Genomic DNA, 24,471 nt, shown 5'->3' on the forward strand with positions numbered 1-24,471 from the left:
TTTCACGCGACAGGAAATTCACTGTGGCGTGATGCACGTCAGGATTGTGCCGGCACAGACCAGGTGCGGTGCATCGCCGTACTGGCGGTCGTGCGCTGCCAGAACGTCCACGACCGCGGCAATAGATCGTCGCCGGTTCTCGCGAATTTCATTTGTAGTCATCCGCAAATGGCTTACGATTTGAAACATGTCCCATCCTTCGGCTCTCATCCCGTTTCGTTCGCTCCTGCCACGCGCTTTTGCGCTTGCCTGTTGCGTGTTGCTTTTGATGTACGCGGGGGCGGCGCGGGCTGCAGACCGGGATCGGATCGAGGCGTTTCTCGAAGTCACCGGGTTTGACGTGGCGCTGGACAGCATCGCGCTGTCTGCCGGGTCCGCGCCGGATATGCTGGGCATCGATGAAAACACCTTCGGAGCGGATTGGGAGAGGCTCGCGGCGGAGGTTTTCGACACCGGTGTGATGCATGACATGGCGTTGCAGATCCTCGAACAGACCCTGAGCGACGCCGCATTGTCGCATGCCGTCGATTTCTATGCGAGCGATCTGGGGCAGAGGCTGGTGGTGGTCGAGAACAAGAGCCACATGAACGAAGACGAGGACACCGCCCGCGCGGGAGAACAGCTCGTTGCCGAGATGGTCGCCACCGGGAGCCCGCGGCTCGAAATGTTCAAGCGTATGAACAAGGCCATCGACGCCTCGGGCGGCAGCCTGCGCGCGATACAGGAGATCCAGTTCCGCTTTCTCATGGCTGCGTCGGCGGCGGGCGTCGTCGAACTGCAGATGGACCCGGAAGATCTGAGGTTGATGTTTAAGGCGCAGGAGCCGGAATTGCTGCCATTGCTGCGCCGGTCCGCTCTTGCAGGAGCGGCATACACGTATCGTTCGTTTTCCGATGACGACATTGCCGCCTATGCCGATGCCCTCGAAGAGCCGGAAATGATGCAGGTCTATGAACTGCTGAGTGCTGTGCAATACGAGATCATGGCCAACCGTTTCGAGGTATTGGCGGGCCGCATGAGCGAGTTGCACCCGGGGCAGGACATCTGAGATGATATGGCGCAGGATGGGTGCGGCGATCGCTGCGCTGCTGCTGTTGGCCGTCGCGCTTTGCGCCGAACCGCTGGAGGATGACGTGGCGCGGGTGCTGCGGCTGGATGAGGTCGCGGTGATCCTGCGGGACGAGGGGCTGCGCCACGGGGCCGATATCGAAGCCGACATGCTGGGCGGGCGCGGCGGTCGCTATTTTCAGGACCGTGTTGCAGCGCTCTATGATCCGGGCCGCATGCGGGCGGCCTTGCTCGGCGCATTGGCCGAGACCCTGGATGACGATCAGATGCGCGCGGTGATCGCTTTCTTTGGCACGGATCGGGGGCAGCGCATCCTGACGCTCGAGAACGCCGGTCGGGTTGCAATGGCCGATCCTGCGGTCGAGGAACTCGCGCGTGCGCGATACCTTGCGTCAGCGGGGGGCGATGACGGGCATCTGGCCGAGGTCATGCGCTTTGTCGAGATCAACGACCTGATCGAACGCAATGTAACCTCGGCGCTGGAGTCCAATTATCATTTCCTGCGCGGACTTGCGGATGGCGGCGGCGCACGGATGACCGAGGACGAGATCCTGACCGAGGTCCTGTCGCAGCAAGAGGAACTGCGTGCGGATACAACCGGCTGGATCTACGGGTTCCTGCTGATGGCCTATCAACCGCTGGAGCGGGAGACGTTGCGGGCCTATTCCGATTTCTCCGCGTCGTCGGCGGGCAGCGCGTTGAACGCGGCGCTGTTCACCGGGTTTGACCGGATTTACAATGCGATCTTCTATGAACTCGGGATTGCCGTTGCCCAGGCGATGAATGGCAGCGACATTTGAGCGGGAATACGGTTGACAGACTGTTCCGGTCTGGCCATAAGCACGCAACCCGGCCCGAGTCATCGTGCCGGGTTTATGTATCATATCGCCCGGAGATGGGCGCGCTGTCTGCGGTGGCATCGGGCATACCGGGCCATGAACACCGGGAACGGGGACCACAGGACGCGGTAGACAAAGGAACAGACGCATGTTTGCGGTCATGAAGACCGGCGGCAAGCAGTACAAGGTTCAGGCGGGCGATATGCTCCGCGTTGAGAAACTGGCTGCTGACGCTGGCGAAACAATTCAGTTCAACGAGATCCTGATGCTGGGCGGTGATGAAACCGTCGTCGGTGCGCCCCTGATCGAAGGTGCCGGCGTTCAGGCCGAGGTCGTTGATCAGATCAAGGGCGAAAAGGTCACCCACTTTGTCAAGCGCCGCCGGAAGCACTCCAGCAAGCGCACCAAGGGTCACCGTCAGAAGCTGACCCTGGTTCGTGTCACCGACATCTTGTCGTCGGGTGCCGACAAGTCCGGCGTGAAGGCCGCTGTCGGAGCTGGATCCGTCGCGGCAGTCGCGGTTGCGGCCAGCGAAGCCAAAAAGCCCGCCAAGAAAGCCGAAGCTGCAAAAGCGGCGCCGGCGGAAGGTGCCGATGATCTGAAAAAACTGTCCGGCGTTGGCCCCGCGCTCGAGAAAAAGCTGCACGCTGCCGGCGTGACGACCTTTGCACAGGTTGCGGCATGGACCGACGAAGACGTTGCTGCTATGGATGAGCAATTGTCGTTCAAGGGCCGGATCGAGCGTGAAGGCTGGATCGAACAGGCCAAAGAACTGGCCAAAGGTTAAGGAGAGAGAGAATGGCACACAAGAAAGCTGGCGGTTCCTCCCGTAACGGTCGCGATTCCGCGGGTCGCCGCCTTGGCGTCAAACTCTATGGCGGTCAGGCCGCCATTTCGGGCAACATCATCGTGCGTCAGCGCGGAACCAAGTTCTGGCCGGGCGAAGGCGTTGGCATGGGCAAGGATCATACCATCTTTGCAACCGTCGACGGCGCCGTGACCTTTCACAAGGGTCTGAAGGGGCGCACCTTTGTATCGGTGATGCCCGTGGCAGAGGCAGCCGAGTAGAGCCGAACCTCGGAGGTCAAGTTTACCAGGGATCGGCGGACACCGCCGGTCCCTTTTTCTTGTTCGGGACAGCCGGGCACAGCGTGTCTGAAAATCGCCTCAATTCCGCTAAGATGTTCGGCGATACTGTTCTTTTCAGGTTTTCTTCGGCGGGTCCTACGCGGCAAATGTTGAATCGGCCGCCCGGAACGCCCAATTCAAGGATAATGGCTGCTGTCGCCATGATGTCCGCGTAGTTTGTGATGTTCGGAGGAGGGACAGGCGCATGAAACTGGATCAGATCATCAATCAGCCGGTGATTGAAACGGAGCGGTTCGATTTGCGACCCCTGCGCCGTTCAGACAAGGGATTGATCGAACTCTACGGCAGCGATGAACGCGTCGCCCGGATGACCACGTCCATTCCGCATCCGCTGCCGCCCGGTCTGATCGAAGGATTTATTGCGCGCGTCATGTCCGATGACCGAACCGAAGACGTCTGGGCGATGGATGGAACGAAATCGGGCGGCTCCGAACTCAAGGGCGTGATTTCCCTGAACCGGCTTGATCGCAACCAGTCGGAAGTCGGCTATTGGGTCGCGCCGATCTATTGGAACACCGGGCTCGCGTCCGAGGCGGTCGAGGCGCTGGTTCAGGCCAACCCTCTGGGCAGCAGCACGATGTTCGCCAGTGTCTTCCAGGACAACCCGGCCTCGGCACGGGTGCTGATTCATTGCGGTTTTGAATATCTCGGAGACGCCGAGAGCTTTTGCCTCGCGCGCGATACCGCAGTGCCGACCTGGACCTACAGCCGCAAGCTCTGACAGGGCGGATTGTGATTCTTATGAAACAGGCGGCTCTTGCTAAGGGGCCGCCTTCATCGCCTTTTGCGCGCAGAAGCATGATGCCGCCACGTCACCATCGGCCCGCGCCAGCGCGATGTCGAGCCGTTGTTTGATCAGGGCGCGTTCAACCTCGTCCCCCCGCGCCAACAGGCAATCGTGCAACCCTTTCAGGCTCCAGACATTGTCGGGATGGACGGTCGCGCGGCTGCGCTGGCCGCCCAGGCCCAGGTCTTCGCGATAGACGATCTCGGCTTCCGCAACATGCCCTTGCTCAAAGAGGAGCGCGCCAAGGGCGTGGCGGGTTGGCTGCATCCAGCCCCAGGGTTCATCATAGGGCAGCGTATCGTCGAGCTCCACCGAGCGGCGCAGATGGGCAAAGGCATCGGCAAAGTTCCCTTTGCGATACTCGATCTCACCGCGCAGCATTTCCGCGGCGATGGCCAGCAGATCGGTCACGGTATTGTTGTGCATGAGCCGGGTTTCCGGCACCCGCGCGCGCGCCGCGAGAAAGGTCTGCTCTTCGGCCTCGGCTTCGGCGACGCGCCCAAGGGCGGCAAAGGCGACCGCGCGGGCATAGTGGGTGGTGGCGGTCAGGGTGCGATACAGGTCCGGATCGTCCGGCGGGATAAGGGCGATTGCATCCTGCCAACGTCCGAACCGGATCAGGATATGCGGCTCCATCGCCATATAGCTTTCAAAGTAATCCGCCATGGGCGGGCTCTGAATGCGCAGCATGTCTTCGGGAACGGTTTGCGCCATGCCGCGCACCGCGTCGAGGGCGGGTTGCATCTGGCCGAGAAACAGCGCGCCATAGATGACAAAGTGGTAATTGTGCTGCCGATACCCGGTGTAGATATTGAAAGCCCCCTCGCGGTCAAAATATTTCAGATCGGCTTCGATGGCGCGCTGGTTCCAGTGCACCACGTCGTGATACTGTCCGCACAGAACGTCGATATGGGTCGGCATGTGGATGAGATGGCCCGCATCGGGCACCAATGTCCGCAGGATATCCCCCGCCTTCAGCGCCTTCTCGGGAAAGGGCGACATCTCCATCAGATGCACATAGAGATGCAGCAGCCCCGGATGCCGCATCGCTTCGGGCGCATGGGCCATCGCGTCTTCCAATGCGCGTTGGGCTTCGAGTGTCGCCGCGCCTTCCGCGGGCTGCGCCCTGGCGAGGTCCCACACCTGCCAGGGGGTCAGGTTCAACAGCGCCTCGACATAGATCGTACGCAGGTCGAGATGGTCTGGCGCGGCGGCAAAGGCCGCACGCATCGCATCGGCGAAATCGTGATTCCAGGCATGCATGTCTTTGATCGGTTCACGCTGCGGGTAGCGGGCGGGCAGGGCGCGGATCAGCGCCTGTTCAGCGGGAGATGTGCGGTCGGCCAATGCGATTGCCGCCTGGGTCGCGTCATGGGCAAGCGCCAGCGCCTTGGCCCGGCCCGCGTCATCGAACACCTCCCACGGCATGTTGTAGTTCGGCCCACCCGCATAGGCGATGCCCCAATGTGCCATCGCGCAGTCCGGATCATGGGTCAGCGCCCGCTGAAAACAGGCGACGGCCTCGCCGTGATTGTACCCGTAGGTCCAGATCAGGCCCCGGTCGAACCAGCGTTGCGCCTCGTGCGAACTGGTGGTCACCGGGCAGCTGTGACTGCCCAGATCGTAATAGTCATCCGGCATACACGTCTTCCCTCTTGGCGTCACGCCGACAGAATGGCGCAATCAGAGAGAGAAACCTATAGCGTTTCGCGATAAAGCTGAATCACTCAACGCTGCCTGAAATCAAAGATTTCAACGCGTTAAGTGATACCAGATGTTTCAGGTCAATCGCGAAACGCTTTAGGCGATGCTGCGTTTTTCGATGCGACCCATTTGCAGCATCAGGACGAATCCGATCAGGGCGCAGGCAAATATCCCGGCGGCCAGCGGAATGAGTGTGCCGTCAAAGAGCAGACCGATCGGAGCGGCGATGAGGACAGCGCACACGGTTGCGATTGCGCCGATGACCGAGGCCGCCATGCCGGCGATATGCCCCATCGGTTCCATCGCGATTGCGTTGAGGTTGCCCAGCGTGGTGCCAGCAATGAAAAAGACCGATGTTTGCCAGATCACGAACAGAACGAACATCACATCCCGCGACGGGCCGATTTCGGCCATCAGCAACACAATGCCCGATGCAACGAGTTGTGCGGCAAGAGACCAGGTCACCATGCGTCGCATTCCGACGCGCCCGACGACGGCGGCATTCAGGATGCTCGCGCCGCCGGAAATCAGCGCGATGGCCCCAAACCAGAAGGGGAAACTGTCAGCCTCGTCAAAGATGATGTCATAGACTTGCTGCACCTGGCTCAGCAGGGTGAACAGCATGCCAAGACAGAGGCACTGCACCAGGATCGACAGGCGAACCGTCGGATGCACCAGCATTTCGCGCACCGAGTCCAGCAGCAGCGGCGCGCGGAAGCGGCGTCGTCTCTCCGGAGGGAGCGGTTCCGGCAGGCGGATGGAGATCCACAGCATGATGATCACCGCGAAGAGAATGAAGGCGAGAAAGATGCTGCGCCACCCGGCAAAGGCAATGATCATGGCGCCTATCATCGGTGCAAAGGCGGGGAAAATGGTGAATATCATCATTGCGATCGACATCATCTTGGCCATTTCACGGCCAACATAAAGGTCGCGCATGATCGCGATACCGACGATGCGCGGGGAGGCGGCCCCGATACCCTGTACGATACGTGCCACGAGAAGCCATTCGAGCGCGGTGCTGTACCACGCCACCGCTGCGGCAGCCATGTAGAGCGACAGACCTGCGAAAATCACCGGCTTGCGCCCGAAACTGTCTGACAGCGGGCCGGTGACGAAGGTGCCGATGCCAAGTCCCAGCACGAAAGACGTCAGAATCAATTGCGCGCGGTTCACGTCATCCGGGCTGAGTTCCGCGCCGATGTCGGGCATGGCCGGCAACATCGCATCGATGGAAAATGCAATGGTTGCAAACATCATCGCGATCAGCGCGATGAATTCGCCGCGTGACATGGGATTTTTCATGATTGGTACTCCGCGCTACCGGATGCCGTTAACACATGAACGGTCGGTACACCATATCGTGTGATGCACAGATGACGTGCAGATCAGGGCAGGCGCGCAGTCCGTCCACCCAAGGGCGCATTGCCGGTCGGGCCGGCCATGTTCAGGAGGGTCTGTTCGGCGCGTTGTCAGAGTCGGGCTGATCATCCCGGTTCGCGGCGGGATGTGCCTCGCCAGTCCCGTTATGCCCAAGCCGCGCGATCAGCCACTCGGCGTGTTCCTTGTGCTTCAGCATGTTATAAAGCGCGAATTGCTGGATCGCGACGGCAAATACCCCCAGCCCGAAAAATATCAGGATCGTGGCCCCGATCTTGCCAATCGCGGTGACGGGAACCAGCGATCCGTAGCCAACGGTAGAGATGGTCACCACGGTGAAGAAATACGAATCCAGCCAGCTCCAGCCTTCTACATGGCGGAAAAAGATCGTCGCGGAAATCACGATCGCGATCAGCGTTGCGATGACTGTATAGGGGCTGATTTGTTTCACGGCGTGGCGGGCGCGTTCAACTGTTCCATCAGTTCCCCGATGACCTTCTGCCACAATTCGGGCGTCTGGGCGCCGGGAACGGCGTGCTTGCCCGCAACGATGAAGGTCGGGACCGAGTTGACGCCCATCTCGCGGCTGTCGGTATCACGCTTGATGATGTTCGCCCGGTCCGCATCCGAGGCCAGCAGGCGCAGGACCACGGACGCGTCCATTCCGATGCTGTCGGCGATGTCGGCCAGGGTCTCGTGATCGCCAATGTCGCGGCCATCGACGAAATATGCCTTGAACAACGCATCGACCGCAGGCAGTTGCCTGTGCTCGATCCCGGCCCAGTGGATGAGCCGGTGCGCATCGAGTGTGTTGGGGGTGCGGGTCATCGCTTCGAGATTGAGAATCAGCCCCGCCGCCTCGGCGCGCTCGACCACGGGTGCATAGGCGCGGGCGGCCGCGTCCTTGCCACCGAATTTGGCTTCGAGATATTCCCGCCGCCCCATACCGGCGGCGGGCATGTCGGGGTTCAGCTGAAACGGGTGCCACTGGATCACGAAGGGATGGTCGGGGATCGCGGCGAGCGCCGCGTCAAGGTTCGCCTTGCCGATATAACACCACGGGCAGATCGGGTCGGAGAGAATGTCGAGCGATATGGTCTGGTCGGTCATTTGGTCTGCGCCTCGTAATATGCTGGCAACGCACGGCGCAGCAGCTTGCCGTTCGCGCTCGTCGGGAGTGCAGGCAGGTGGACATAGGCGCGCGGTTGCTTGTAGCGCGCCAGCTTGGCCTCGACATAGGATGCCAGCCCGGTTTCGTCCAGTGGCGCGGGGCCGGTGTAAAAGGCGACGATGATCCGCGTGTCCTCTTTGATCTCGATTTCCGTGACGCCTGCCTGCGTGATGCCGGGGTGGCCCGACAGGGCCGCTTCGACCTCGAGCGGCGACACGCGGTATCCGCCTGCGTTCATCATGTCGTCATCGCGGCCCAGATAGGTGATCTGGCCATCCATCGCCATCGCGCCCAGATCCCCGGTCAGAAACCACTCGCCCTGCATGCGGGCCGCCGCTTCTTCCGGTGCGTTGAGATAACCGAGCATCAGGCCGGGATCGCTGCGGTGGATGGCGATCACCCCGTCCTGCCCCTGCGGCACCGGACCGTTGGCACCGACGATTGCCACGCGGCGTCCCGGTTGGGGATGTCCGAGTGCTGCGCCACGCGCCGGGTTGTCCGGGCTGGACGAGATGAAGGTCGAACATTCCGAGAGACCATAGGCCTCGTAGAGTTCGCATCCGGTTGCCTCGGTCCACATCCGGTGCAGATGCGGCGAGAGCTTTTCGCCGGCGCATAGCCCGTGGCGCAGATCGGGAAGGTCCAGGGGCGTGTCGCTCGCGAGAAACTTGCGATAGACGCCCGGTGCGGCGGCAAAGAGTGTCGCCTTGTGCCGACGCAGCAGTCCGGGAAGGTCCGCCAGTTCGGTGCCGGGTTCCGGGATCAGCGCGGTTGCGCCGATGGTCCAGGGATCCATCAGCCCGGTGCCGAGCGTGTAGGTCCAATTGAACGCGCCCGCATGGCAAAGCCGGTCTCCGGGTCTCAGGGCATACCAGCCGTCGACCATCATCTGCCGCGCCCATATCGCGCGATGCGCATGGGCGACAGCGCGGGGATTGCCGGAGGTGCCGGATGTATAAACCACATAGGCCAGGCGGTTCGGGTCGCCCATGTTCCAGTCGCAGGGCAGGTTGTCCTGCATAGCGCGCAGGGTTGCCAGATCGATCTCGCGGGGGTGCCCCGCGCTTGCGACCGCAGGATCGCGCAGGATGGCGGCAGGTGACAGATCGGCGATGATTCTGGCGGTTTCCGGTGCCGTCAGTTGCGACGAGGTCGGCACCGGCACCAGCCCGGCGGCAATAGCACCAAGATAGGCGATCGGAAAATCCACGGTATTTCCCAGCCGCATCAGCACGATGTCGCCCGGTGTCAACCCGGACTGCAACAGCCCGGTTCCGGTTGCCCGCACCGCGGCTTCCAGCTCGCCATATGTCCAGTCCACCGAGCCTGTGGCTCCGAGGACCGACAGTGCGATCTTGTCCGGGCGCAGGCCTGCGCGCGCCAGCACATGCGCGGCGAGGTTGAACGGTTCGGGGCAGGGCGGTGGCGGCCCGTTGTCAAATATCGACAGCATGGTTTGTGGCTAGCCCGGCCTGCGAAACGTTGCAAGCCATGCGCGCCACTCATATAGAAATGCAATGACATCGAGTGATCCCAAATCTATCATCCGCGTTGCCCGCAATACGGGCGAGGACATCGCTGTCGAGCCTCTGGATCTCGGGATGCGGGTGCGCGAGTTGCGCAAGGCACAGGATTTGACCCTGGAACAGGCGGCGCAGCATGCGGGCCTTGCGCGCTCGACCCTGTCCAAGATCGAGAACGGTCAGATGTCACCGACCTATGACGCGCTCAAGAAACTGGCGGTGGGATTGCGCATCTCGGTTCCTCAGCTGTTCACGGCACCCCGGAACGGGCAGGTCAATGGTCGCATGGCGGTGACCCGCATCGGCGAGGGAACGGAGCACGCAACCGCGACATACGAGCATGAATTGCTCGCCGAGACGCTGACGAAAAAACAGATGTTGCCGTATCGCGCCCGCGTGCGCGCCCGCTCTATGGAAGAATTTGACGGCTGGGTCCGCCATGATGGCGAGGAATTCATGTATGTGCTGACCGGTGTGGTGCGGCTCTACACCGAGTTTTACGAACCCATTGAAATGCGCCGGGGCGACAGCGCCTATTACGACGCCGCGATGGGCCACAATGTTGTGTCGGTAAGCGAAGACGATGCGACGATCCTGTGGGTGACGTCGCTGACCTGACGCATGTTGCCAATCGGGCCGCAGGTCGTGGCGGTGTCAGGCCGCTTCGTGGCCACCGCCGTTTTCGAGGATAAGCGACTCGACGAACAGGAAATCCTCGATTTCTTCCTGTGCCTCTGTCAGGGACAGGTTGTGCGTTTCGGCCAGATAGGCCTCGAACCCGCCCCGGTCGATCTTGGCAAAGGGCATCGCCCCGTCGTCTAGATTTGGAAATCGGTTTTGCAGTCTGCGATACCAGACCGCCCAATCGGCAATCATATCTGTCCAGGTCATTTGCGCGCCCCCTTTGACATCTCAATGCCTCCCCGTTTTCAGACTAGCGACGCATGAAAGCAGAGAAACGTGGCGATCTGTCGCATGATTGTTACAGTCGGAAACGGATCGTCCGGAGCGATATGATTGATCTCGTCGCAAGAACATTGGCCGAGACCGTGACGGCCGGTCCGTCTGCCAGCAAACCCAACGTATCCGGCAATGGCCAACGCATTGAAATCCTTTATGTCAGACCGCATCGGACGAGCCGGGCTTATTGAGAGGCGACTCAGTCGTCTTCGTACCACCACACGTCGGGCATGAAGTCGGTACGGTCACCATAGATCGGCATCCTGTCGGGATAGTGCAACTGCCGGGCATGGGCGATGCGTCCGACGTCGAATTGCCAGATCGGGATCACATAGCGCCCGGTCGTCAGCACACGGTCAAGCGCGCGCACGGTGGCGGTAAAGTCTTCTGGCGACTCTGTCGCCAACATGCGGTCGATCAAACCGTCCACGGCGGGTGATGCGACCCCCATGAGGTTACGCGAACCGGGCGACTCGACGCCTTCGCTGCCCCAGTAGAGCTTTTGCTCGTTGCCCGGTGACAGCGAGAGTTCGCGTCGAAACGTGGTCATGTCGAAATCGTACTGATCGATGCGCGCGGCATATTGAGCATCGTCGACCGTGCTGATCTCGGTGCGGATGCCCAGACGTGCAAGAGCTTGGCTGTAAATCTCGATCACGGTCTGGTTGCCGCCGTCGCCCTGGCGCAACAACACCTCGAAGGCAAACGGTGCGCCTTGCGAATCCCGCAACTCGCCATCCTGCACGGTCCAGCCCGCCTCGGACAGCAAGGCCATCGCGGCCCGCAGGTTGCCGCGATTGCGGGCGGTGCCGTCGCCGGCTGGCAGAGCATACCCGTCGAGCGCCCCGGGCAACAGCACATCATCATAGGGCTGCAGCAATTCGAGCACCTTGCCGGTTGCCGGGCCGGGCTGCATCGCAAGTTCGGAGTTCGAGAAATAGGACGTAATGCGCGGTTGCGCGCCACCGGTCATCGTATCGTTGATATATTCGAAGTTGAATGCCAGCAGCATCGCCTCGCGGACGCGCCAGTCGTCAAAGGGCGCGCGCCGCGTATTCATCACAAAGCCGGTCATCCCCGAGGGGCGCTGATGCGGGATCTCCGATTTGATCACATCCCCGCGCAGCACCGCAGGAAAGCCATACTGGGTTTCCCATTTTTCGGCGTTGAATTCACGCAGCGCGGTCAGTTTCCCGGCCTTGAACGCTTCGAACAGGACGGTCTCGTCGCCGTAGAACTCGATGCGCAGTTCATCGAAATTCTGTGTGCCGCGTCGAAACGGCAGATCTTTGCCCCAGTAGTCGGGATTGCGCCGCAAGGTTACAGTCCGCCCCGCTTCGAAATCGCTGACCACATAGGCGCCGGTCCCGATTGGGATGTTGTCGAGCCCGGAGCCGGTAAAATCGCGATCCTGCCACTGTGCCTTTTTCAGGATCGGGCGCAGTCCCGCAAGCAGCGCAAGCTCGCGATCGTCGCTGTTGAAACTGATCCTGACGCTGCGCTCTCCGGTCTGAACGATGCTTTCGATCTGGCTGGCGAACCCGCGATAGCGCAGATGCCCCTGTGACCCGAGTGTCTCGTAGGACCAGATCACGTCGTCGACGGTGACCGGGCTGCCATCGGAAAACCGCGCCTCCGGGCGCAGGGTGAATTCTACCCAGGAGCGATCCGGGGCGGTGCGAATCGATTCGGCCAGAAGGCCGTAAAGTGTGAACGGTTCGTCCCAGGAACGCCCCATCAGGGATTCGTATCCCCAGAAGCGCAATTGCCACGGTGCTGTGCCTTTTTGAACAAACGGGTTGAGGGAATCAAAACCGCCGGTGTTGCCGAACACGACCCGCCCGCCTTTGGGCGCGTCCGGATTGGCGTAGGGCAGGGACACAAAATCAGGTGGTAGAGCCGGAGAGCCATACATAGCTATGCCATGCGGTGATTCCGCTGACGCATGAATGGCCGTGAGTTGGATGGCGAATCCGGTGATGACCGCGCTCGCGCGGCGAAAAAAAACTAGTCGCACTTTGGCAACAATCCTGCTCTGGCCTTGTTTTGCTTGGCCACAGGATATCTGGGGATACATGTCTTTTCAAACTTTTAGCTTGGACGTCGGCCGGGAATTGCGTATAACAAGATCACTGCTCGATAGGTTTCTTGCCTGTATGAAACCTGCCTCAATAACTCAACGCCCGCTTCGCGCGGGCGTTTTTTTTGGCCGCGTCTGTTTCGTGCTTGTGCCGCAACCTGGTTAATTTTCCGTAACCGGACCCGGTCGATCTTTACCGTTTCCTTTGCAGGTGCAGCATGGCATTTTGCGCGGGATCAACTATTGGAGCAGGGGAACTGTCATGTCGCTGAAGGGGAAGACTGCAATCATCACCGGGTCGAATTCGGGAATCGGGCTGGGCGTGGCCTGGGAACTGGCGCGCGCGGGCGCGGATGTCGTTCTGAATTCCTTCACCGACCGTGAAGAGGATCACGCGCTGGCGGCCCGGATTGCAGATGAGACCGGCGTGCGGGCGCGCTATATCAAGGCCGATATGTCAAGGGGCGACGAGTGCCGCGCTCTGGTCGAACAGGCCGGCGTCTGTGATATCCTGGTCAACAACGCAGGAATCCAGCATGTTGCGCCGATTGACGAATTCCCGATCGAGAAGTGGGATGCGATCATCGCGATCAACATGAATTCGGCGTTTCATACCACTGCAGCGGCGCTTCCGATGATGCGCAAGGCGGGGTGGGGCCGGGTGGTCAACATCGCCAGTGCTCACGGGTTGACGGCGAGCCCGTTCAAGGCCGCCTACGTGGCGGCCAAGCATGGTGTCGTGGGAATGACCAAGACCGTCGCCCTGGAAACCGCGCGGGAGCCTATTACCGCGAATGCGGTGTGCCCGGGCTATGTTCTGACGCCGCTGGTCGAGGCGCAGATCCCGGATACGATGGAAAAATACGGCATGGATCGCGACGAGGTGATCGAGAAGGTCATGCTGGAGCGGCAGCCGTCCAAGGAATTCGCGACGGTCGAGCAACTGGGCGGGACCGTCGTGTTCCTGTGTTCGGATGCCGCCGCGCAGATCACCGGCACGACGATCAGCGTCGATGGCGGCTGGACCGCGCTGTAGCCCCGGTTGAAGAGGGGGCCAGCCCCCCTCCGGTGGAAATCGGGATTTCCACCGTTCACCCCCGGAGTATTTCTCCAAAGCTGAAGGATGATTCGTGGCGGCGAAGAAGAAGCGGATAAACCTTGCGTTGCAGGGCGGCGGCGCACATGGCGCCTTTACCTGGGGCGTGCTCGACCGGATCCTGGAAGACGACGATATCGAGATTGCCGGAATATCGGGAACCTCGGCGGGCGCGTTGAACGGCGCCGCGCTCAAGGCCGGCATGTTGGCTGGCGGGCGTGACGGGGCCCGTGAAAACCTGGAATGGTTGTGGTCGCAGGTCACCGGACAGCAGGATGCGCGCCTGTCCGGCTGGATGCAGGGGCTGGACATGGGGCGCGTGGCGCAGGCGCTGGAATATTCGCCGGGCTTTGCCGCTCTCGATATCTGGTCGCGGCTGGTTTCGCCCTACAGCTATGGGCCGTTCTACCGCAATCCGTTGACGTCGATTGTCGAGGCATTCGATTTTGACAAGGTCTGCGCGGACGCCGGACCCGATCTCTTTATCTGTGCCACGCGGGTGCGCACCGGCAAGATCCGGGTGTTTTCCGGAGACGACATCACCACCGACGCGATCCTTGCGTCTGCCTGCCTTCCCACCGTGTTTCAGGCGGTCGAGATCGACGACCCCCAGACGGGACGCCGCGAAGCCTATTGGGATGGCGGTTACACGGGGAACCCGGCGCTCTATCCGCTTTTTGCCCGGCATCTGCCCGCTGATATCGTGATCATCAACATCAATCCGCTGGAACGGGACACGCTGCCCGTGACCAGCCAGCAGATTCAGAACCGGATCAACGAGATCAGTTTCAATTCCTCCTTGCTGCGGGAACTGCGCGCGATTGCCTTTGTGCAGCGGTTGCTTGGTGACGGAAGGCTGAGCGGGGACGAGAAGGCGCCGGTGCTGATCCACATGATCGCGGATGACGGGTTGATGAATGAACTCTCTGTCGCGACCAAATTGGTTCCAAGTGTCTATTTCATCGAGAAGCTGAAAGCGGCGGGGCGTGCTGCTGCGGAGCATTTCCTGGAGGCGCACAAGGACGATCTGAACCGGGTGGGCACGGTGAACCTGTCGGAAACCTACGGCTGAATGCCTATGGCCCGCGCGTGGCGCTGGTTTCCTGCGGCACGGCCTGGTTCTTGTCGTGGGGGTAGACGAGACCGGCGGAAATCACCAGCTTGGCGGCCTCTTCGACGGACATGTTCAGTTCGATCACGTCTTCCTTGGGCAGGAACAGCAGAAAGCCCGATGTCGGGTTGGGCGTGGTGGGGAGGAATACGCTGATCAGTTGGCCCGTGGTTTCCGCCCGCTTGGCGATTTCACCTTTCGCGGTGGTGGAGATGAACCCGATCGCCCAGATACCCTTGCGCGGATACTGGATCAGGCAGGCCGTCTCGAATGAGCGTTCGGATTGTGCGAAGACGGTTTCCGAAATCTGTTTGATCCCGGAATAGATCGACCGCACCACGGGCATCCGGTCGACGATGCTCTCTGCCCAGCGGATCAGCGATCGCCCGATCAGGCCCTTGCCGATCCAACCGACGACAATCGTGAACACGAGGAAAATGATGACACCGACGCCGCGCAGGTTGATGCCGATATATTCTTCGGGGCGCAACCGTTGCGGAACCAGCGGCAGCACGAAACCATCGATCCAGCCGATCACCGTCCAGATCAGCCAGATTGTCAGGCCGACCGGCGCGATCACCACCAGACCCGTCAGGAATGACGACCGCAACCTTGCGAAAAGGCTGATTTTGCGCGGGGATGGATTTTCATCGAATGGGGTCGTCATGTATATTCCGCCAGTTCCGCCGCGCAATCTATGTATTCGTGATCCGGGCTACAATAGCCACTGTGGCGGGTCAGCCGGCGCCGTTGCGGATGGCACCCATTGCCTGCGCGATGCGGGCGGCGAGCCGTGCGTTGTTGCGCACCAGCGCGATGTTCGCGGCAAGTGAACGACCCTCGGTCTGTTCATAGATGCGTTGCAGCAAGTATGGGGTCACCGCTTTGCCCACGATGCGGTGGCGGGCGGCATCGGCCTGGGCCGACACGATGATGGGGGCCAACTCCTCGGCCGGGATCTCCGCCGCTGCGGGGATCGGGTTGGCGACCAGTTGACCGCCGGGAATGCCGAGCGCGCGCCGCATGACATGTGCGCGGGCAATCGGCGTGGCCTCATCCATGCGCAGCGGGGCGCGAAACGGAGAGCGCGCCGACCAGAATGCGGGAAAGGCATCCTGTCCGACCGCGATCACCGGCACGCCGAGCGTTTCGAGAACCTCGAGCGTCTTGCTGATGTCGAGAATGGCCTTGGCACCGGCAGCGACAACCGTGACCGGCGTTTGCGCGAGTTCCTGCAGGTCGGCGGAGATATCGAAACTGGCTTCAGCGCCGCGATGCACGCCCCCGATGCCGCCGGTGGCAAAAACCTCGATCCCGGCGAGCCGCGCGGCGATCATCGTCGCGGCGACCGTGGTGGCCCCGGTGCCACCTGTGGCGAGGCACGCGGCAAGATCCGCGCGCGAGAGTTTCGCGACCCCGCGGGCCTGACCCAGATGGGCCAGTTGTTCGGGCTCCAGACCGACATGCAGGCGCCCTTCGATCACGGCGATGGTGGCGGGGGTCGCGCCGCCATCGCGGATATCCTGTTCGAGCTGGCACGCCACCTCGACATTTTGCGGATGGGGCATGCCGTGGGTGATGATCGTGCTTTCAAGCGCCACGATGGGACGGTTCTGCCGGCGGGCGGCCTGAACTTCGGCAGAGAGGATGGGATCGATCACAGAGGGTTATCTCCTGAAACATAGGTTGCGGCAGCGTGCAGCGCCCGGCTGAGCGCAACATCACGCCCGGCACCGGCGGCTTCGGCGGCAATATGTGCGGCCATGAAGGTATCGCCCGCGCCGGTGACGCGGGTCACCAGCACTTCGGGCGGGGTCTGGCAGATGAGATCGTCCGCGTCCGCCTCGGTGGCGGGGTTGCCACCATCGGTCACCAGAACCTTGAGCGCACCGCGCGACAGCAGCCCGATCGCGGCGTCGCGCGATGTGCTGAACTCTGTCTGGCAGAGCAGCCCGGCCTCTTCGAGGTTGAGGTAGAGCGTGGCGCGGCGGTGGTTGAGAAAGGGCAGCAAGCGTTCCGCCTTGCCCGGCGAGGCGGGCGCGACACGCAGGTCGGCAGCGGCAAATGCCGGGCTTTGCGCGATTTTCTCGAGCAGGGAATGGGTCAGGTTGCCGTCCAGCGCGACATGTCCCTGATAGGGCGCGGTCTCTGAACCGAGGGTCCCGTCGGTCAGCGGGCGAATAATCTTGTCACCCGCCGCTTCGAGCGAATGGGCATCGGCGATGGCCGCGATCAGCCCGTTTGCGCCCTCGACCGCCATGTAACGATCCGTGGGCAGGTCGTCGGAGCGATAGATATGTTCGGTGTTCATGCCCAGGTCGCCGCATGCGCCAACCAGCTCGTCCCCTTCGGCATCGCGGCCGATCGCGGTGAGCAGGACGGGACGCAGTCCAAAGCGCGCCAGCGTCATGGCGATGTTCATCGCGACCCCACCGGGCAGGCGGGTGATCCGGCCGGGTACGTCCGATCCCTGCCGCATGTGGCTGGCGGAACGGCCGATCACGTCCCAGAGGACGCTACCGATGCACAGGACGGGGGCGGTTGAACCGTTCATAGCCTGCCTTGTGCCGTCAAACCGGTCCGGGCGCAAGCCGCCGGAGTTGCGATGTCGGGGCCTGGTCCCTGGGGCTTGTGTCCACTGGACCGGTTGCGGTGCGAGCAGCGCGCCGGTTCTCGGGATCAACCCGTCTGATCGATTGCCTGCCGCAACGTCGCAAGCGCCGCAACCGGATCATCCGCCGACCAGATTTCCTCGCCAATGCCAAAGAAATCGGTGACGGGGGTGAGGTTGCGCAGCACGTCGACAGACAGACCGCCTTCGGCGACCACCGGCACCTCGATCATTTCGGACCACCATTCAAACAGGTCGCGATCCGCGATGGTTCCGTCGCCCAGTGCGGTCGCGCCGACCGGGCCGAAACTGACATAATCCGCACCCGCTTCTCCGGCGGTCAACCCGTCATGGCGCGAGGCGGCGCAGAAACTTCCCACGATGGCGTCTGGCCCCAGAGCCTTGCGCGCGGCCCGTACCGAACGGGCGGCGTCGGTCAGATGAACGCCATCCAGCCCGAGCCGCTCGGCCAGAACCACATGATCATCAATGACGAGGGCGACGTCGCGGGCGTGGGTGATTTCGCGCAAGCCATCCGCCGCGCGTGCGACTCGATCCTCGTCGCGGCTCGTCAACGCCAGGCGCACACAGGCGATCTCGCATGAGTCCATAACCCGCGCCAGTGTTGTGCAAAACGCTTCGGGTTCAAGGACCGGCGGCGTTGAGAGATAGATCTGCGGCTTGTCGGGGCTGTCCATCGAAATCTTCCTTGCAGTGTTTCGCGGTGGTTTAGCGGATCATCCGTTGGATGGAAACGTCATTGCCCGAACCGTGTTCGCCTGCCGCCGGGTGCAGGTTCTGTCAAACCGGGACATATCGGGCGTGTGAAGGGGGAAAGTGCAGGCTTCTGTTGCCAGGTGCCTGCGAACCCCGCCTTACGCGGCTAGGCGCAAGGGCTTAAGTTTCGGTCTTGTTACTGCTTACGCAGCAACGGCAACCGGAGCACGATTGTCATTTGCAATTGTACTGTTTTCGCCGGTAACGGTGGCAGACCGCCGAGACAAAGCTAACCCCTTTAGACGTTCGTCGATCCTATTTCGGCCCCATGATCCTCAAATGAAGGATGTTGGTGGAGCCGCCGGGTACCGCCCCCGGGTCCGATCCGCTTATTGCGAGCGCGTTTATGTCCATAGTCCCGAAGGACACGCATAATATAGGCAGGCAAGAGCGGGGATGCAATTGGTGTTGATCGGTAAAACCGGCAAACCCGACTGCCGGCCTTCCCCGTCCGGATGCCGGGCGCTAGCCCTTCCCGGTTCTTGCGCGCGCGGCAAAGACGGTCTGGGCGAGCGTGAGGGTTTCGCATTCGAGCGCGGTGAGAGCGGTGCTCGCGGCAGGACCGTCCCCGGCTTCGATCGCGTCGGCGATATCCGTGTGCAGCCTGACGATGGCTTCGCGCGAGCGGGCAGAGAAGGTGATCATGTTCATCAGGGGCTGCATCGCTTCGACCGCGCCAGCCAGTTGATAGGACAGGACCGGGTTTCCGGCCCCGTCCACCAAAGCCCGGTGAAACGCGACGTCGGAGATGCAGAATGCCTCATCGGTCAGCCCGGGCTGTTGCTGTCGGAAGATCTCGGCGCGCATTGTGGCCAGATGGTCGGCCGTGCGCCGGCGCGCCGACAAGGTGGCACAGGCGCGTTCCATCGCGTAACGGGCCTCGCAGGCGGTTTCGAAGCTGACCGCGTTCATCGAGAGCAACAGTGTCGCGGTGGTGATATGTTGCGCGTAGGCTTCGGGGTAACTGAGCCGATTGACAAAGGCCCCGCCGGACGCGCCGCGTTGCGTGCGGATCAGGGACTGCGCCGCCAGGCGTTTGAGCGCCTCGCGCACCGTGGGGCGCGACACGGCGAAATGGTCGGCCAGTTCGGATTCCGAGGGCAAGCGTTCATCGACGATCAGTTCGCCGCCCATGATGGCATCGCGAATGGCCTGCGCGATCTGCGCGGACAGATCCACATTGCTGTTCGGATCAATTTGCATCGGGGCATTTTTCATTTGTCTGACATTTAAAAGTCTGACATTTGAAATGCAAGAGATGAGTCGGCATCAAAGGGGGCATGCCCGTGACGCAGCCTGGCAATGGGATCGGGTCCGATATTTGGGCCGCCTTGCCCTGCGGGCGGAGGCGGTTCTGTTCGATGGTTGTACGGACGGCGCCCGACCTGAACCTGCGCAACGGGCTGCGACCGTGAGCGATATCGTTGTCATGCCAGAGGAGGAACACTGATGGCTGCCCCATTGTTGTCACCGTCGAACAGGTTGCGGCGAACGCCTTTTTCCGAAGGGGTCGAGGGCGCCGGGGTCAGGGCCTATACGGTCTATAACCGCATGTTGTTGCCGACGGTGTTCCGCAGCGTTCAGGAGGATTATCACCACCTCAAGGAGGCGGTGCAGGTCTGGGACGTGTCCTGCGAGCGCCAGGTTGAGCTGCGCGGACCGGACGCGGCGCGGCTGATGCAGATGCTGACCCCGCGCGATCTGCGGAGCATGACCGTGGGACAGTGTCTTTATGTCCCGATCGTCGATGAGACGGGTGGCATGCTCAACGATCCGGTGGCCGTCAAGCTGGCGGAGGACCGGTGGTGGATTTCAATCGCGGACAGCGATCTGCTCTATTGGGTGAAGGCGACGGCGCTTGGCTGGCGGCTCGATGTGCTGGTGGATGAACCGGATGTTTCACCGCTCGCCGTTCAGGGGCCGAAATCCGATGAGCTGATGGCGCGGGTCTTTGGTGACGCGGTGCGTGATATCCGCTTTTTCCGCTTCGGTCGCTTCGACTTCCAGGGCCGGGAGATGGTGATCGCGCGCTCGGGCTATTCCAGGCAGGGCGGCTTTGAGATCTATGTCGAAGGGGGCGACATCGGAATGCCGCTGTGGAATGCGCTGATGGAGGCCGGGGCGTCGCTCGACGTACATGCGGGGTGTCCCAATGCGATCGAGCGGATCGAAGGCGGGCTGCTCAGCTATGGCAATGACATGACCGACGACAACACGCCCCATGAATGTGGGCTGGGAAGGTTCTGCAACACCCATAGCGCCATCGGGTGCATCGGTCGCGACGCGCTGTTGAGGGTGGCCAAGGAAGGGCCGATCCAGCAGATTCGCCCGATCGCGATTGACGGACCCGCGGTGCCCGGCTGTGATCGGTGGTGGCCGCTGCTTGCGCGGGGAAAACGCGTGGGACGGGTAAGTTCCGCCGCCTGGAGCCCGGATTTCGAAACCAATGTCGCCATCGGAATGGTCCGGATGACCCATTGGGACCCGGGCACCGGTCTGGATGTGGAAACGCCCGACGGGCTGCGCCGGGCGACCGTGCGGGAGTCCTTCTGGCTCTAGCGCGGGTGGCGCGGTCGGGTGCCTCCGGCGGGAGTATTTGCACAAAGCTGAAATCAACTGGACAATGAGTGCTGCACGGGTTGCGCGGCCGACAAGCAAAGGAGATTCAAATGTTCAATGCATTGCTCGTCAACAAGGACGAAGACAGCGGCAAAACCAGCGCCGCAGTGACGCGGATCGGTCTCGATGATCTGCCGCATGGCGATGTCACGGTGTCGGTGGAGTATTCCACCGTGAATTACAAGGACGGTCTTTGTATCGGTCCCGGCGCGGGTCTGGTCCGGAAATATCCACATGTGCCCGGTATCGATTTTGCCGGCACGGTCGAGGAGTCGGCGGACGCGCGATACAAGCCGGGCGACAAGGTCGTCTTGACCGGCTGGCGCGTGGGCGAGGCCCATTGGGGGGGCTATGCGCAGAAGGCGCGGGTGAACGCCGATTGGCTGGTGCCGCTGCCCGAGGGGCTGGATGCCCGTGCCGCGATGGCGGTGGGCACGGCGGGGCTGACGGCGATGCTGGCGGTGATGGCGCTGGAGGATCACGGTTTGCAGCCCGGTCATGGTCCGGTGCTGGTGACGGGAGCCGCGGGCGGTGTCGGATCGGTCGCGACGGCGATCCTGGCCGGGCTGGGTCACGAGGTCGCCGCTGTGACCGGGCGTCCGGAGCAGGAAGACTATCTGCGCGGGCTCGGGGCATCCCGGATCGTGGCGCGAAGCGACCTGACGGAGGTCACCCGCAAGCCGCTGGAGAGCGAGCTGTGGGCGGGCTGTGTCGATGCGGTGGCCGGTGCCATGTTGGGACGTGTGCTCAAGCAGATGAAATACGGAACCTCCGTTGCGGCGATCGGACTGGCCGGGGGCGCGGCGATCGAGGGCGCACTGATCACGCCGTTCATTCTGCGCGGTGTGAACCTTTTGGGAATAGACAGCGTGATGCAGCGCTATGACAATCGCCTGCGCGCGTGGACGCGGATTGCCCGCGATCTGCCGATGGACAAGCTGGAAAGCATGGTACAGCCCGCGACGCTGGGGGATTTGCCGCAGTTGGGCGCGGATATTCTCAATGGCCGGGTCAAGGGACGTGTCGTCGTGGATGTGAACGCCTGACCGGTTGTTTCGCGCCCGCCCGTTCGGGTGTTCCCCGGTCGCGATGGCCGGCCGGGGTGATGCGGTCCGGTCGCAAGCGACGGCTGTAGCGTCGTGATTGGTTGCGTGTGCTGTCCGGATCGATTTACCCTGAGTCCCACATCCCGGTCCGGAAAGGCCGGAAAGTTCCGGAGGATTTCCCGGGCAACAGAGATGTTCCGGGCCAGCCCTTCGGAGGATGGGGTGACGGAAAGGGGGAAACACGCGTTTGCCAAAATCACGGTCGCGGTCGATCCGGTGCCTGCTGAACGGTCTGACCATGTGCGCATGTGGCGGCCGGATGGCGCATGATGGCGGTAGCCGTGTCATGATCGTGCGCAGCGCATGAGCTACCGGGGCGACAGCACCGATCAACAGAACTGAAACACGGGAGATTGCCATGAGCGATGAGTCAACCAACCAGGGCATTCCGGAACCGGAAGGGGCCGCCGATGTCATTGAAACCGATTACGAGATCGGCCAGGACAATGTCGAGGGCAGCGTCGGCCCGATCGGCTTTGATATTCACAACCCGGTCTTCATGGTGTCGGGGGTGACGATTGTCGCCTTCGTGTTCTATGCGCTTGCGCTGCCGGAACACTCTGCGGCGCTGTTCGGCTGGTTGCGCCCGGCGGTGACCGCCTCGTTCGACTGGTTCTTCATGGCGGCAGCCGATATTTTCGTGCTGTTCTGCCTGTTCCTGATCGTATCCCCCTGGGGGCGGGTGCGACTGGGCGGCGCGGATGCGCAGCCGGATTATTCCTATGCGGGCTGGTTTGCGATGCTGTTTGCCGCCGGGATGGGCATCGGCCTGATGTTCTACGGCGTCAGCGAACCGATGAGCCATTATTCGACCTCGTTTGCCGGCGTCGCGTCAGAAGGCGGTGTGCGCACCGACTGGGCCCCGCTGGGAGGTGCTGCCGGCGATCAGGCGGGCTCGATACGTCTTGGCATGGCGGCGACGATCTATCACTGGGGGCTGCACCCCTGGGCGATCTATGCGATCGTGGCACTGTCACTGGCGCTGTTCAGCTATAACAAGGGATTGCCGCTCACGATCCGCTCGGCGTTCTATCCGATCTTTGGCGAGCGGGTCTGGGGCTGGACCGGGCATGTCATCGACACGCTTGCGGTGTTCGCGACGTTGTTTGGCCTTGCCACATCGCTTGGGTTCGGTGCCACGCAGGCCAATGCGGGGCTGAACGCGCTGTTCGGGATACCGGTGGGTCCGACGACCGAGGTTGTGCTGATCACCGCGATCACCGCGGTTGCGCTCGTGTCGGTGGTGCGCGGGCTTGACGGCGGGGTCAAGGTGCTCTCCGAGATCAACATGGGGCTGGCGTTCGTGTTGCTCCTCTTCGTGCTGATCGTGGGGCCGACGGCGGCGATCCTGACCGGGTTCTTCGACAGTCTGGTGGCCTATTTCAAGTATCTGCCGGCGCTGGCGAATCCGTTCGGTCGGGAAGACGTCAACTTCAGCCAGGGCTGGACGGCATTCTACTGGGCCTGGTGGATCAGCTGGTCGCCGTTCGTCGGGATGTTCATCGCGCGGGTCAGCCGCGGTCGCACCGTGCGCGAGTTCGTGATCTGCGTGTTGCTGATCCCGAGCCTGGTCTGCGTGTTGTGGATGAGCGTGTTCGGCGGCACCGCCATTTATCAGGTCGTCGTCGACGGCTTTACCGGGGCGCAGGACGCGGCGCTGGAATTGAAGCTGTTCGAGATGCTCGGGCAGTTGCCGCTGGCGTCGATCACCTCTTTTGTCGGTATCGTGCTGGTCGTGGTTTTCTTTGTCACCTCGTCGGATTCCGGCTCGCTGGTGATCGACACGATCACCGCGGGCGGCAAGGTGGATGCGCCGGTGCCGCAGCGGGTGTTCTGGTGTGTGTTCGAGGGGGCGGTGGCGATCGTGCTCTTGCTGGGCGGGGGGCTTGCCGCGCTTCAGGCGATGGTGATCTCGACCGGGCTGCCCTTTACGGTCGTTCTGCTGATGATGTGCTGGGCAATCATGAAGGGCCTTTCGACCGAAGCGCGCTGAGCGCCCTTGCACCTTGCGCGACGCCCCGGCCGTGTGGTCGGGGCGCCGTCGTTTCAGGACCGGGTTTCGAAGAACCCGATGGAATTGCCATCCGGATCCTTGGTGTAGAAGAACCGCCCCGGCGGAATTTCGATGATGGGTGAAATCACCTCGCCGCCGGCCTGTTTCACCCGCTCAAGGGTGTCTTCGAGTGTGCCCACGCTGGACAGGTGCAGTGTCGGACCGCGCCCGTCCCCGGCAGGTTCGCCGGGATAGAGATGCAGGGCAACGCCCCGTCCGGGGGTCTGAAAGACCGCGATCGGGTTGGGGCCGTCTTCCTGGCGGGTCAGCGTGCCGCCCGTGGTTTCCGCGTAGAATGCGGTGGCCTTGTCGAGATCGCGGACCGGCAGTTCGGCCCAGACAAGGGCGTGTTCGGATGTCGTGTTCATGATGTATCCTATGCTTTTCCAATACCGCATCTCTAACAGTGGATGATGCCAGTTTCTGTCATCAGAACC

General features: G+C 62.2%; 25 protein-coding genes and 1 other RNA gene. 11 read left to right on the plus strand and 15 right to left on the minus strand.

What is annotated here, in order from left to right; genetic code table 11:
• Window positions 1-18: 18 nt before the first annotated feature.
• Window positions 19-189 carry a hypothetical protein gene (locus tag AB9K34_RS20480; protein ID WP_369956385.1) on the minus strand — a complete coding sequence of 57 codons (171 nt, stop codon included), beginning with the start codon at window positions 187-189 and terminating at the stop codon, window positions 19-21.
• Here AB9K34_RS20480 and AB9K34_RS20485 point away from each other — a divergent pair.
• The 5 genes from AB9K34_RS20485 to AB9K34_RS20505 all read left to right on the plus strand — a co-directional run bounded on the left by AB9K34_RS20485 (window position 188) and on the right by AB9K34_RS20505 (window position 3,777).
• Window positions 188-1,048 carry a DUF2059 domain-containing protein gene (locus AB9K34_RS20485; protein WP_369956386.1) on the plus strand — a complete coding sequence of 287 codons (861 nt, stop codon included), beginning with the start codon at window positions 188-190 and terminating at the stop codon, window positions 1,046-1,048. The genes AB9K34_RS20480 and AB9K34_RS20485 overlap by 2 nt on opposite strands.
• A 1-nt stretch (window position 1,049) precedes the next feature.
• On the plus strand, window positions 1,050-1,868 hold the full coding sequence (locus AB9K34_RS20490; protein WP_369956387.1) for a DUF2059 domain-containing protein: 819 nt from the start codon (window positions 1,050-1,052) through the stop codon (window positions 1,866-1,868).
• Window positions 1,869-2,055: 187 nt separating this feature from the next.
• Window positions 2,056-2,694 carry a 50S ribosomal protein L21 gene (locus AB9K34_RS20495; protein WP_369956389.1) on the plus strand — a complete coding sequence of 213 codons (639 nt, stop codon included), beginning with the start codon at window positions 2,056-2,058 and terminating at the stop codon, window positions 2,692-2,694.
• Window positions 2,695-2,705: 11 nt separating this feature from the next.
• Window positions 2,706-2,975: a 50S ribosomal protein L27 gene (rpmA, locus tag AB9K34_RS20500; protein ID WP_369956391.1), complete on the plus strand. Its 270-nt coding sequence runs from the start codon at window positions 2,706-2,708 to the stop codon at window positions 2,973-2,975.
• 265 nt (window positions 2,976-3,240) lie between these two features.
• Entirely contained in the window at window positions 3,241-3,777 is a 537-nt protein-coding gene (locus AB9K34_RS20505) for a GNAT family N-acetyltransferase (protein ID WP_369956392.1), read from the plus strand.
• Between the two features lie 39 nt (window positions 3,778-3,816).
• On the opposite strand, the gene AB9K34_RS20510 is transcribed toward AB9K34_RS20505, so the two are convergent.
• The 5 genes from AB9K34_RS20510 to AB9K34_RS20530 form a co-directional block, all read right to left on the minus strand.
• Entirely contained in the window at window positions 3,817-5,484 is a 1,668-nt protein-coding gene (locus AB9K34_RS20510; RefSeq protein WP_369956393.1) for a hypothetical protein, read from the minus strand.
• A gap of 159 nt (window positions 5,485-5,643) precedes the next feature.
• Complete coding sequence (locus tag AB9K34_RS20515) at window positions 5,644-6,852, minus strand: multidrug effflux MFS transporter (RefSeq protein ID WP_369956394.1); 1,209 nt, start codon at window positions 6,850-6,852, stop codon at window positions 5,644-5,646.
• 142 nt (window positions 6,853-6,994) lie between these two features.
• The gene (locus tag AB9K34_RS20520; RefSeq protein WP_369956396.1) at window positions 6,995-7,378 is read right to left on the minus strand and encodes a potassium channel family protein; all 384 of its coding nucleotides are present in this window, start codon (window positions 7,376-7,378) and stop codon (window positions 6,995-6,997) included.
• On the minus strand, window positions 7,375-8,037 hold the full coding sequence (locus AB9K34_RS20525) for a DsbA family oxidoreductase (protein ID WP_369956397.1): 663 nt from the start codon (window positions 8,035-8,037) through the stop codon (window positions 7,375-7,377). Before AB9K34_RS20525 ends, AB9K34_RS20520 begins: the two co-directional genes overlap by 4 nt.
• Window positions 8,034-9,551 carry a class I adenylate-forming enzyme family protein gene (locus AB9K34_RS20530; RefSeq protein ID WP_369956399.1) on the minus strand — a complete coding sequence of 506 codons (1,518 nt, stop codon included), beginning with the start codon at window positions 9,549-9,551 and terminating at the stop codon, window positions 8,034-8,036. Before AB9K34_RS20530 ends, AB9K34_RS20525 begins: the two co-directional genes overlap by 4 nt.
• Before the next feature lie 64 nt (window positions 9,552-9,615).
• Here AB9K34_RS20530 and AB9K34_RS20535 point away from each other — a divergent pair, with 64 nt between their 5' ends.
• Window positions 9,616-10,239 carry a helix-turn-helix domain-containing protein gene (locus AB9K34_RS20535; RefSeq protein ID WP_369956400.1) on the plus strand — a complete coding sequence of 208 codons (624 nt, stop codon included), beginning with the start codon at window positions 9,616-9,618 and terminating at the stop codon, window positions 10,237-10,239.
• 36 nt (window positions 10,240-10,275) lie between these two features.
• On the opposite strand, the gene AB9K34_RS20540 is transcribed toward AB9K34_RS20535, so the two are convergent.
• Together AB9K34_RS20540 and AB9K34_RS20545 are read right to left on the minus strand one after the other, a co-directional pair.
• On the minus strand, window positions 10,276-10,512 hold the full coding sequence (locus tag AB9K34_RS20540) for a hypothetical protein (protein ID WP_369956401.1): 237 nt from the start codon (window positions 10,510-10,512) through the stop codon (window positions 10,276-10,278).
• Between the two features lie 268 nt (window positions 10,513-10,780).
• Window positions 10,781-12,598 (minus strand): extracellular solute-binding protein, encoded by a 1,818-nt coding sequence (locus AB9K34_RS20545; protein ID WP_369956402.1) that lies wholly within the window; start codon window positions 12,596-12,598, stop codon window positions 10,781-10,783.
• A 325-nt stretch (window positions 12,599-12,923) separates the two neighbouring features.
• Between AB9K34_RS20545 and AB9K34_RS20550 the strand changes: the two genes are divergently transcribed.
• Both AB9K34_RS20550 and AB9K34_RS20555 read left to right on the plus strand, forming a co-directional pair.
• Complete coding sequence (locus AB9K34_RS20550; protein ID WP_369956403.1) at window positions 12,924-13,697, plus strand: 3-hydroxybutyrate dehydrogenase; 774 nt, start codon at window positions 12,924-12,926, stop codon at window positions 13,695-13,697.
• A gap of 94 nt (window positions 13,698-13,791) precedes the next feature.
• The gene (locus AB9K34_RS20555; RefSeq protein ID WP_369956404.1) at window positions 13,792-14,829 is read left to right on the plus strand and encodes a patatin-like phospholipase family protein; all 1,038 of its coding nucleotides are present in this window, start codon (window positions 13,792-13,794) and stop codon (window positions 14,827-14,829) included.
• Between the two features lie 4 nt (window positions 14,830-14,833).
• Here the strand turns inward: AB9K34_RS20555 and AB9K34_RS20560 are convergent, their stop codons facing one another.
• From AB9K34_RS20560 to AB9K34_RS20585, 6 genes are all read right to left on the minus strand, one after another.
• On the minus strand, window positions 14,834-15,535 hold the full coding sequence (locus AB9K34_RS20560; RefSeq protein WP_369956405.1) for a DUF502 domain-containing protein: 702 nt from the start codon (window positions 15,533-15,535) through the stop codon (window positions 14,834-14,836).
• 70 nt (window positions 15,536-15,605) lie between these two features.
• Window positions 15,606-16,529 carry a pseudouridine-5'-phosphate glycosidase gene (locus AB9K34_RS20565; protein WP_369956406.1) on the minus strand — a complete coding sequence of 308 codons (924 nt, stop codon included), beginning with the start codon at window positions 16,527-16,529 and terminating at the stop codon, window positions 15,606-15,608.
• Complete coding sequence (locus AB9K34_RS20570; protein WP_369956408.1) at window positions 16,526-17,422, minus strand: PfkB family carbohydrate kinase; 897 nt, start codon at window positions 17,420-17,422, stop codon at window positions 16,526-16,528. Before AB9K34_RS20570 ends, AB9K34_RS20565 begins: the two co-directional genes overlap by 4 nt.
• A 125-nt stretch (window positions 17,423-17,547) precedes the next feature.
• Window positions 17,548-18,177: a thiamine phosphate synthase gene (locus AB9K34_RS20575; RefSeq protein WP_369956409.1), complete on the minus strand. Its 630-nt coding sequence runs from the start codon at window positions 18,175-18,177 to the stop codon at window positions 17,548-17,550.
• A gap of 138 nt (window positions 18,178-18,315) precedes the next feature.
• Window positions 18,316-18,662: a transfer-messenger RNA gene (gene ssrA / locus AB9K34_RS20580) on the minus strand.
• 59 nt (window positions 18,663-18,721) lie between these two features.
• On the minus strand, window positions 18,722-19,459 hold the full coding sequence (locus tag AB9K34_RS20585; protein WP_369956410.1) for a FadR/GntR family transcriptional regulator: 738 nt from the start codon (window positions 19,457-19,459) through the stop codon (window positions 18,722-18,724).
• Window positions 19,460-19,705: 246 nt separating this feature from the next.
• Here AB9K34_RS20585 and AB9K34_RS20590 point away from each other — a divergent pair, with 246 nt between their 5' ends.
• From AB9K34_RS20590 to AB9K34_RS20600, 3 genes are all read left to right on the plus strand, one after another.
• Entirely contained in the window at window positions 19,706-20,815 is a 1,110-nt protein-coding gene (locus AB9K34_RS20590; RefSeq protein WP_369956411.1) for a dimethylsulfoniopropionate demethylase, read from the plus strand.
• A 110-nt stretch (window positions 20,816-20,925) separates the two neighbouring features.
• The gene (gene acuI, locus AB9K34_RS20595) at window positions 20,926-21,921 is read left to right on the plus strand and encodes an acryloyl-CoA reductase (RefSeq protein ID WP_369956412.1); all 996 of its coding nucleotides are present in this window, start codon (window positions 20,926-20,928) and stop codon (window positions 21,919-21,921) included.
• A gap of 418 nt (window positions 21,922-22,339) precedes the next feature.
• Window positions 22,340-23,974 (plus strand): BCCT family transporter, encoded by a 1,635-nt coding sequence (locus AB9K34_RS20600; protein ID WP_369956413.1) that lies wholly within the window; start codon window positions 22,340-22,342, stop codon window positions 23,972-23,974.
• A gap of 53 nt (window positions 23,975-24,027) precedes the next feature.
• On the opposite strand, the gene AB9K34_RS20605 is transcribed toward AB9K34_RS20600, so the two are convergent.
• Window positions 24,028-24,402 (minus strand): VOC family protein, encoded by a 375-nt coding sequence (locus AB9K34_RS20605; RefSeq protein ID WP_369956415.1) that lies wholly within the window; start codon window positions 24,400-24,402, stop codon window positions 24,028-24,030.
• Window positions 24,403-24,471: the final 69 nt, after the last annotated feature.

It is taken from the genome of Sedimentitalea sp. XS_ASV28 (assembly GCF_041224545.1).
In the GTDB taxonomy this organism is placed as follows: domain Bacteria; phylum Pseudomonadota; class Alphaproteobacteria; order Rhodobacterales; family Rhodobacteraceae; genus Sedimentitalea.

Bases quoted from the DNA above. Each gene is read 5' to 3' on its own strand.
- AB9K34_RS20485 (WP_369956386.1), top strand. From the start codon at position 188: ATGTCCCATCCTTCGGCTCTCATCCCGTTTCGTTCGCTCCTGCCACGC.
- AB9K34_RS20480 (WP_369956385.1), bottom strand. From the start codon at position 189: ATGTTTCAAATCGTAAGCCATTTGCGGATGACTACAAATGAAATTCGC.
- AB9K34_RS20490 (WP_369956387.1), top strand. From the start codon at position 1,050: ATGATATGGCGCAGGATGGGTGCGGCGATCGCTGCGCTGCTGCTGTTG.
- AB9K34_RS20495 (WP_369956389.1), top strand. From the start codon at position 2,056: ATGTTTGCGGTCATGAAGACCGGCGGCAAGCAGTACAAGGTTCAGGCG.
- rpmA (WP_369956391.1), top strand. From the start codon at position 2,706: ATGGCACACAAGAAAGCTGGCGGTTCCTCCCGTAACGGTCGCGATTCC.
- AB9K34_RS20505 (WP_369956392.1), top strand. From the start codon at position 3,241: ATGAAACTGGATCAGATCATCAATCAGCCGGTGATTGAAACGGAGCGG.
- AB9K34_RS20510 (WP_369956393.1), bottom strand. From the start codon at position 5,484: ATGCCGGATGACTATTACGATCTGGGCAGTCACAGCTGCCCGGTGACC.
- AB9K34_RS20515 (WP_369956394.1), bottom strand. From the start codon at position 6,852: ATGAAAAATCCCATGTCACGCGGCGAATTCATCGCGCTGATCGCGATG.
- AB9K34_RS20525 (WP_369956397.1), bottom strand. From the start codon at position 8,037: ATGACCGACCAGACCATATCGCTCGACATTCTCTCCGACCCGATCTGC.
- AB9K34_RS20530 (WP_369956399.1), bottom strand. From the start codon at position 9,551: ATGCTGTCGATATTTGACAACGGGCCGCCACCGCCCTGCCCCGAACCG.
- AB9K34_RS20535 (WP_369956400.1), top strand. From the start codon at position 9,616: ATGACATCGAGTGATCCCAAATCTATCATCCGCGTTGCCCGCAATACG.
- AB9K34_RS20540 (WP_369956401.1), bottom strand. From the start codon at position 10,512: ATGACCTGGACAGATATGATTGCCGATTGGGCGGTCTGGTATCGCAGA.
- AB9K34_RS20550 (WP_369956403.1), top strand. From the start codon at position 12,924: ATGTCGCTGAAGGGGAAGACTGCAATCATCACCGGGTCGAATTCGGGA.
- AB9K34_RS20560 (WP_369956405.1), bottom strand. From the start codon at position 15,535: ATGACGACCCCATTCGATGAAAATCCATCCCCGCGCAAAATCAGCCTT.
- AB9K34_RS20570 (WP_369956408.1), bottom strand. From the start codon at position 17,422: ATGAACGGTTCAACCGCCCCCGTCCTGTGCATCGGTAGCGTCCTCTGG.
- AB9K34_RS20575 (WP_369956409.1), bottom strand. From the start codon at position 18,177: ATGGACAGCCCCGACAAGCCGCAGATCTATCTCTCAACGCCGCCGGTC.
- AB9K34_RS20585 (WP_369956410.1), bottom strand. From the start codon at position 19,459: ATGCAAATTGATCCGAACAGCAATGTGGATCTGTCCGCGCAGATCGCG.
- AB9K34_RS20590 (WP_369956411.1), top strand. From the start codon at position 19,706: ATGGCTGCCCCATTGTTGTCACCGTCGAACAGGTTGCGGCGAACGCCT.
- acuI (WP_369956412.1), top strand. From the start codon at position 20,926: ATGTTCAATGCATTGCTCGTCAACAAGGACGAAGACAGCGGCAAAACC.
- AB9K34_RS20600 (WP_369956413.1), top strand. From the start codon at position 22,340: ATGAGCGATGAGTCAACCAACCAGGGCATTCCGGAACCGGAAGGGGCC.
- AB9K34_RS20605 (WP_369956415.1), bottom strand. From the start codon at position 24,402: ATGAACACGACATCCGAACACGCCCTTGTCTGGGCCGAACTGCCGGTC.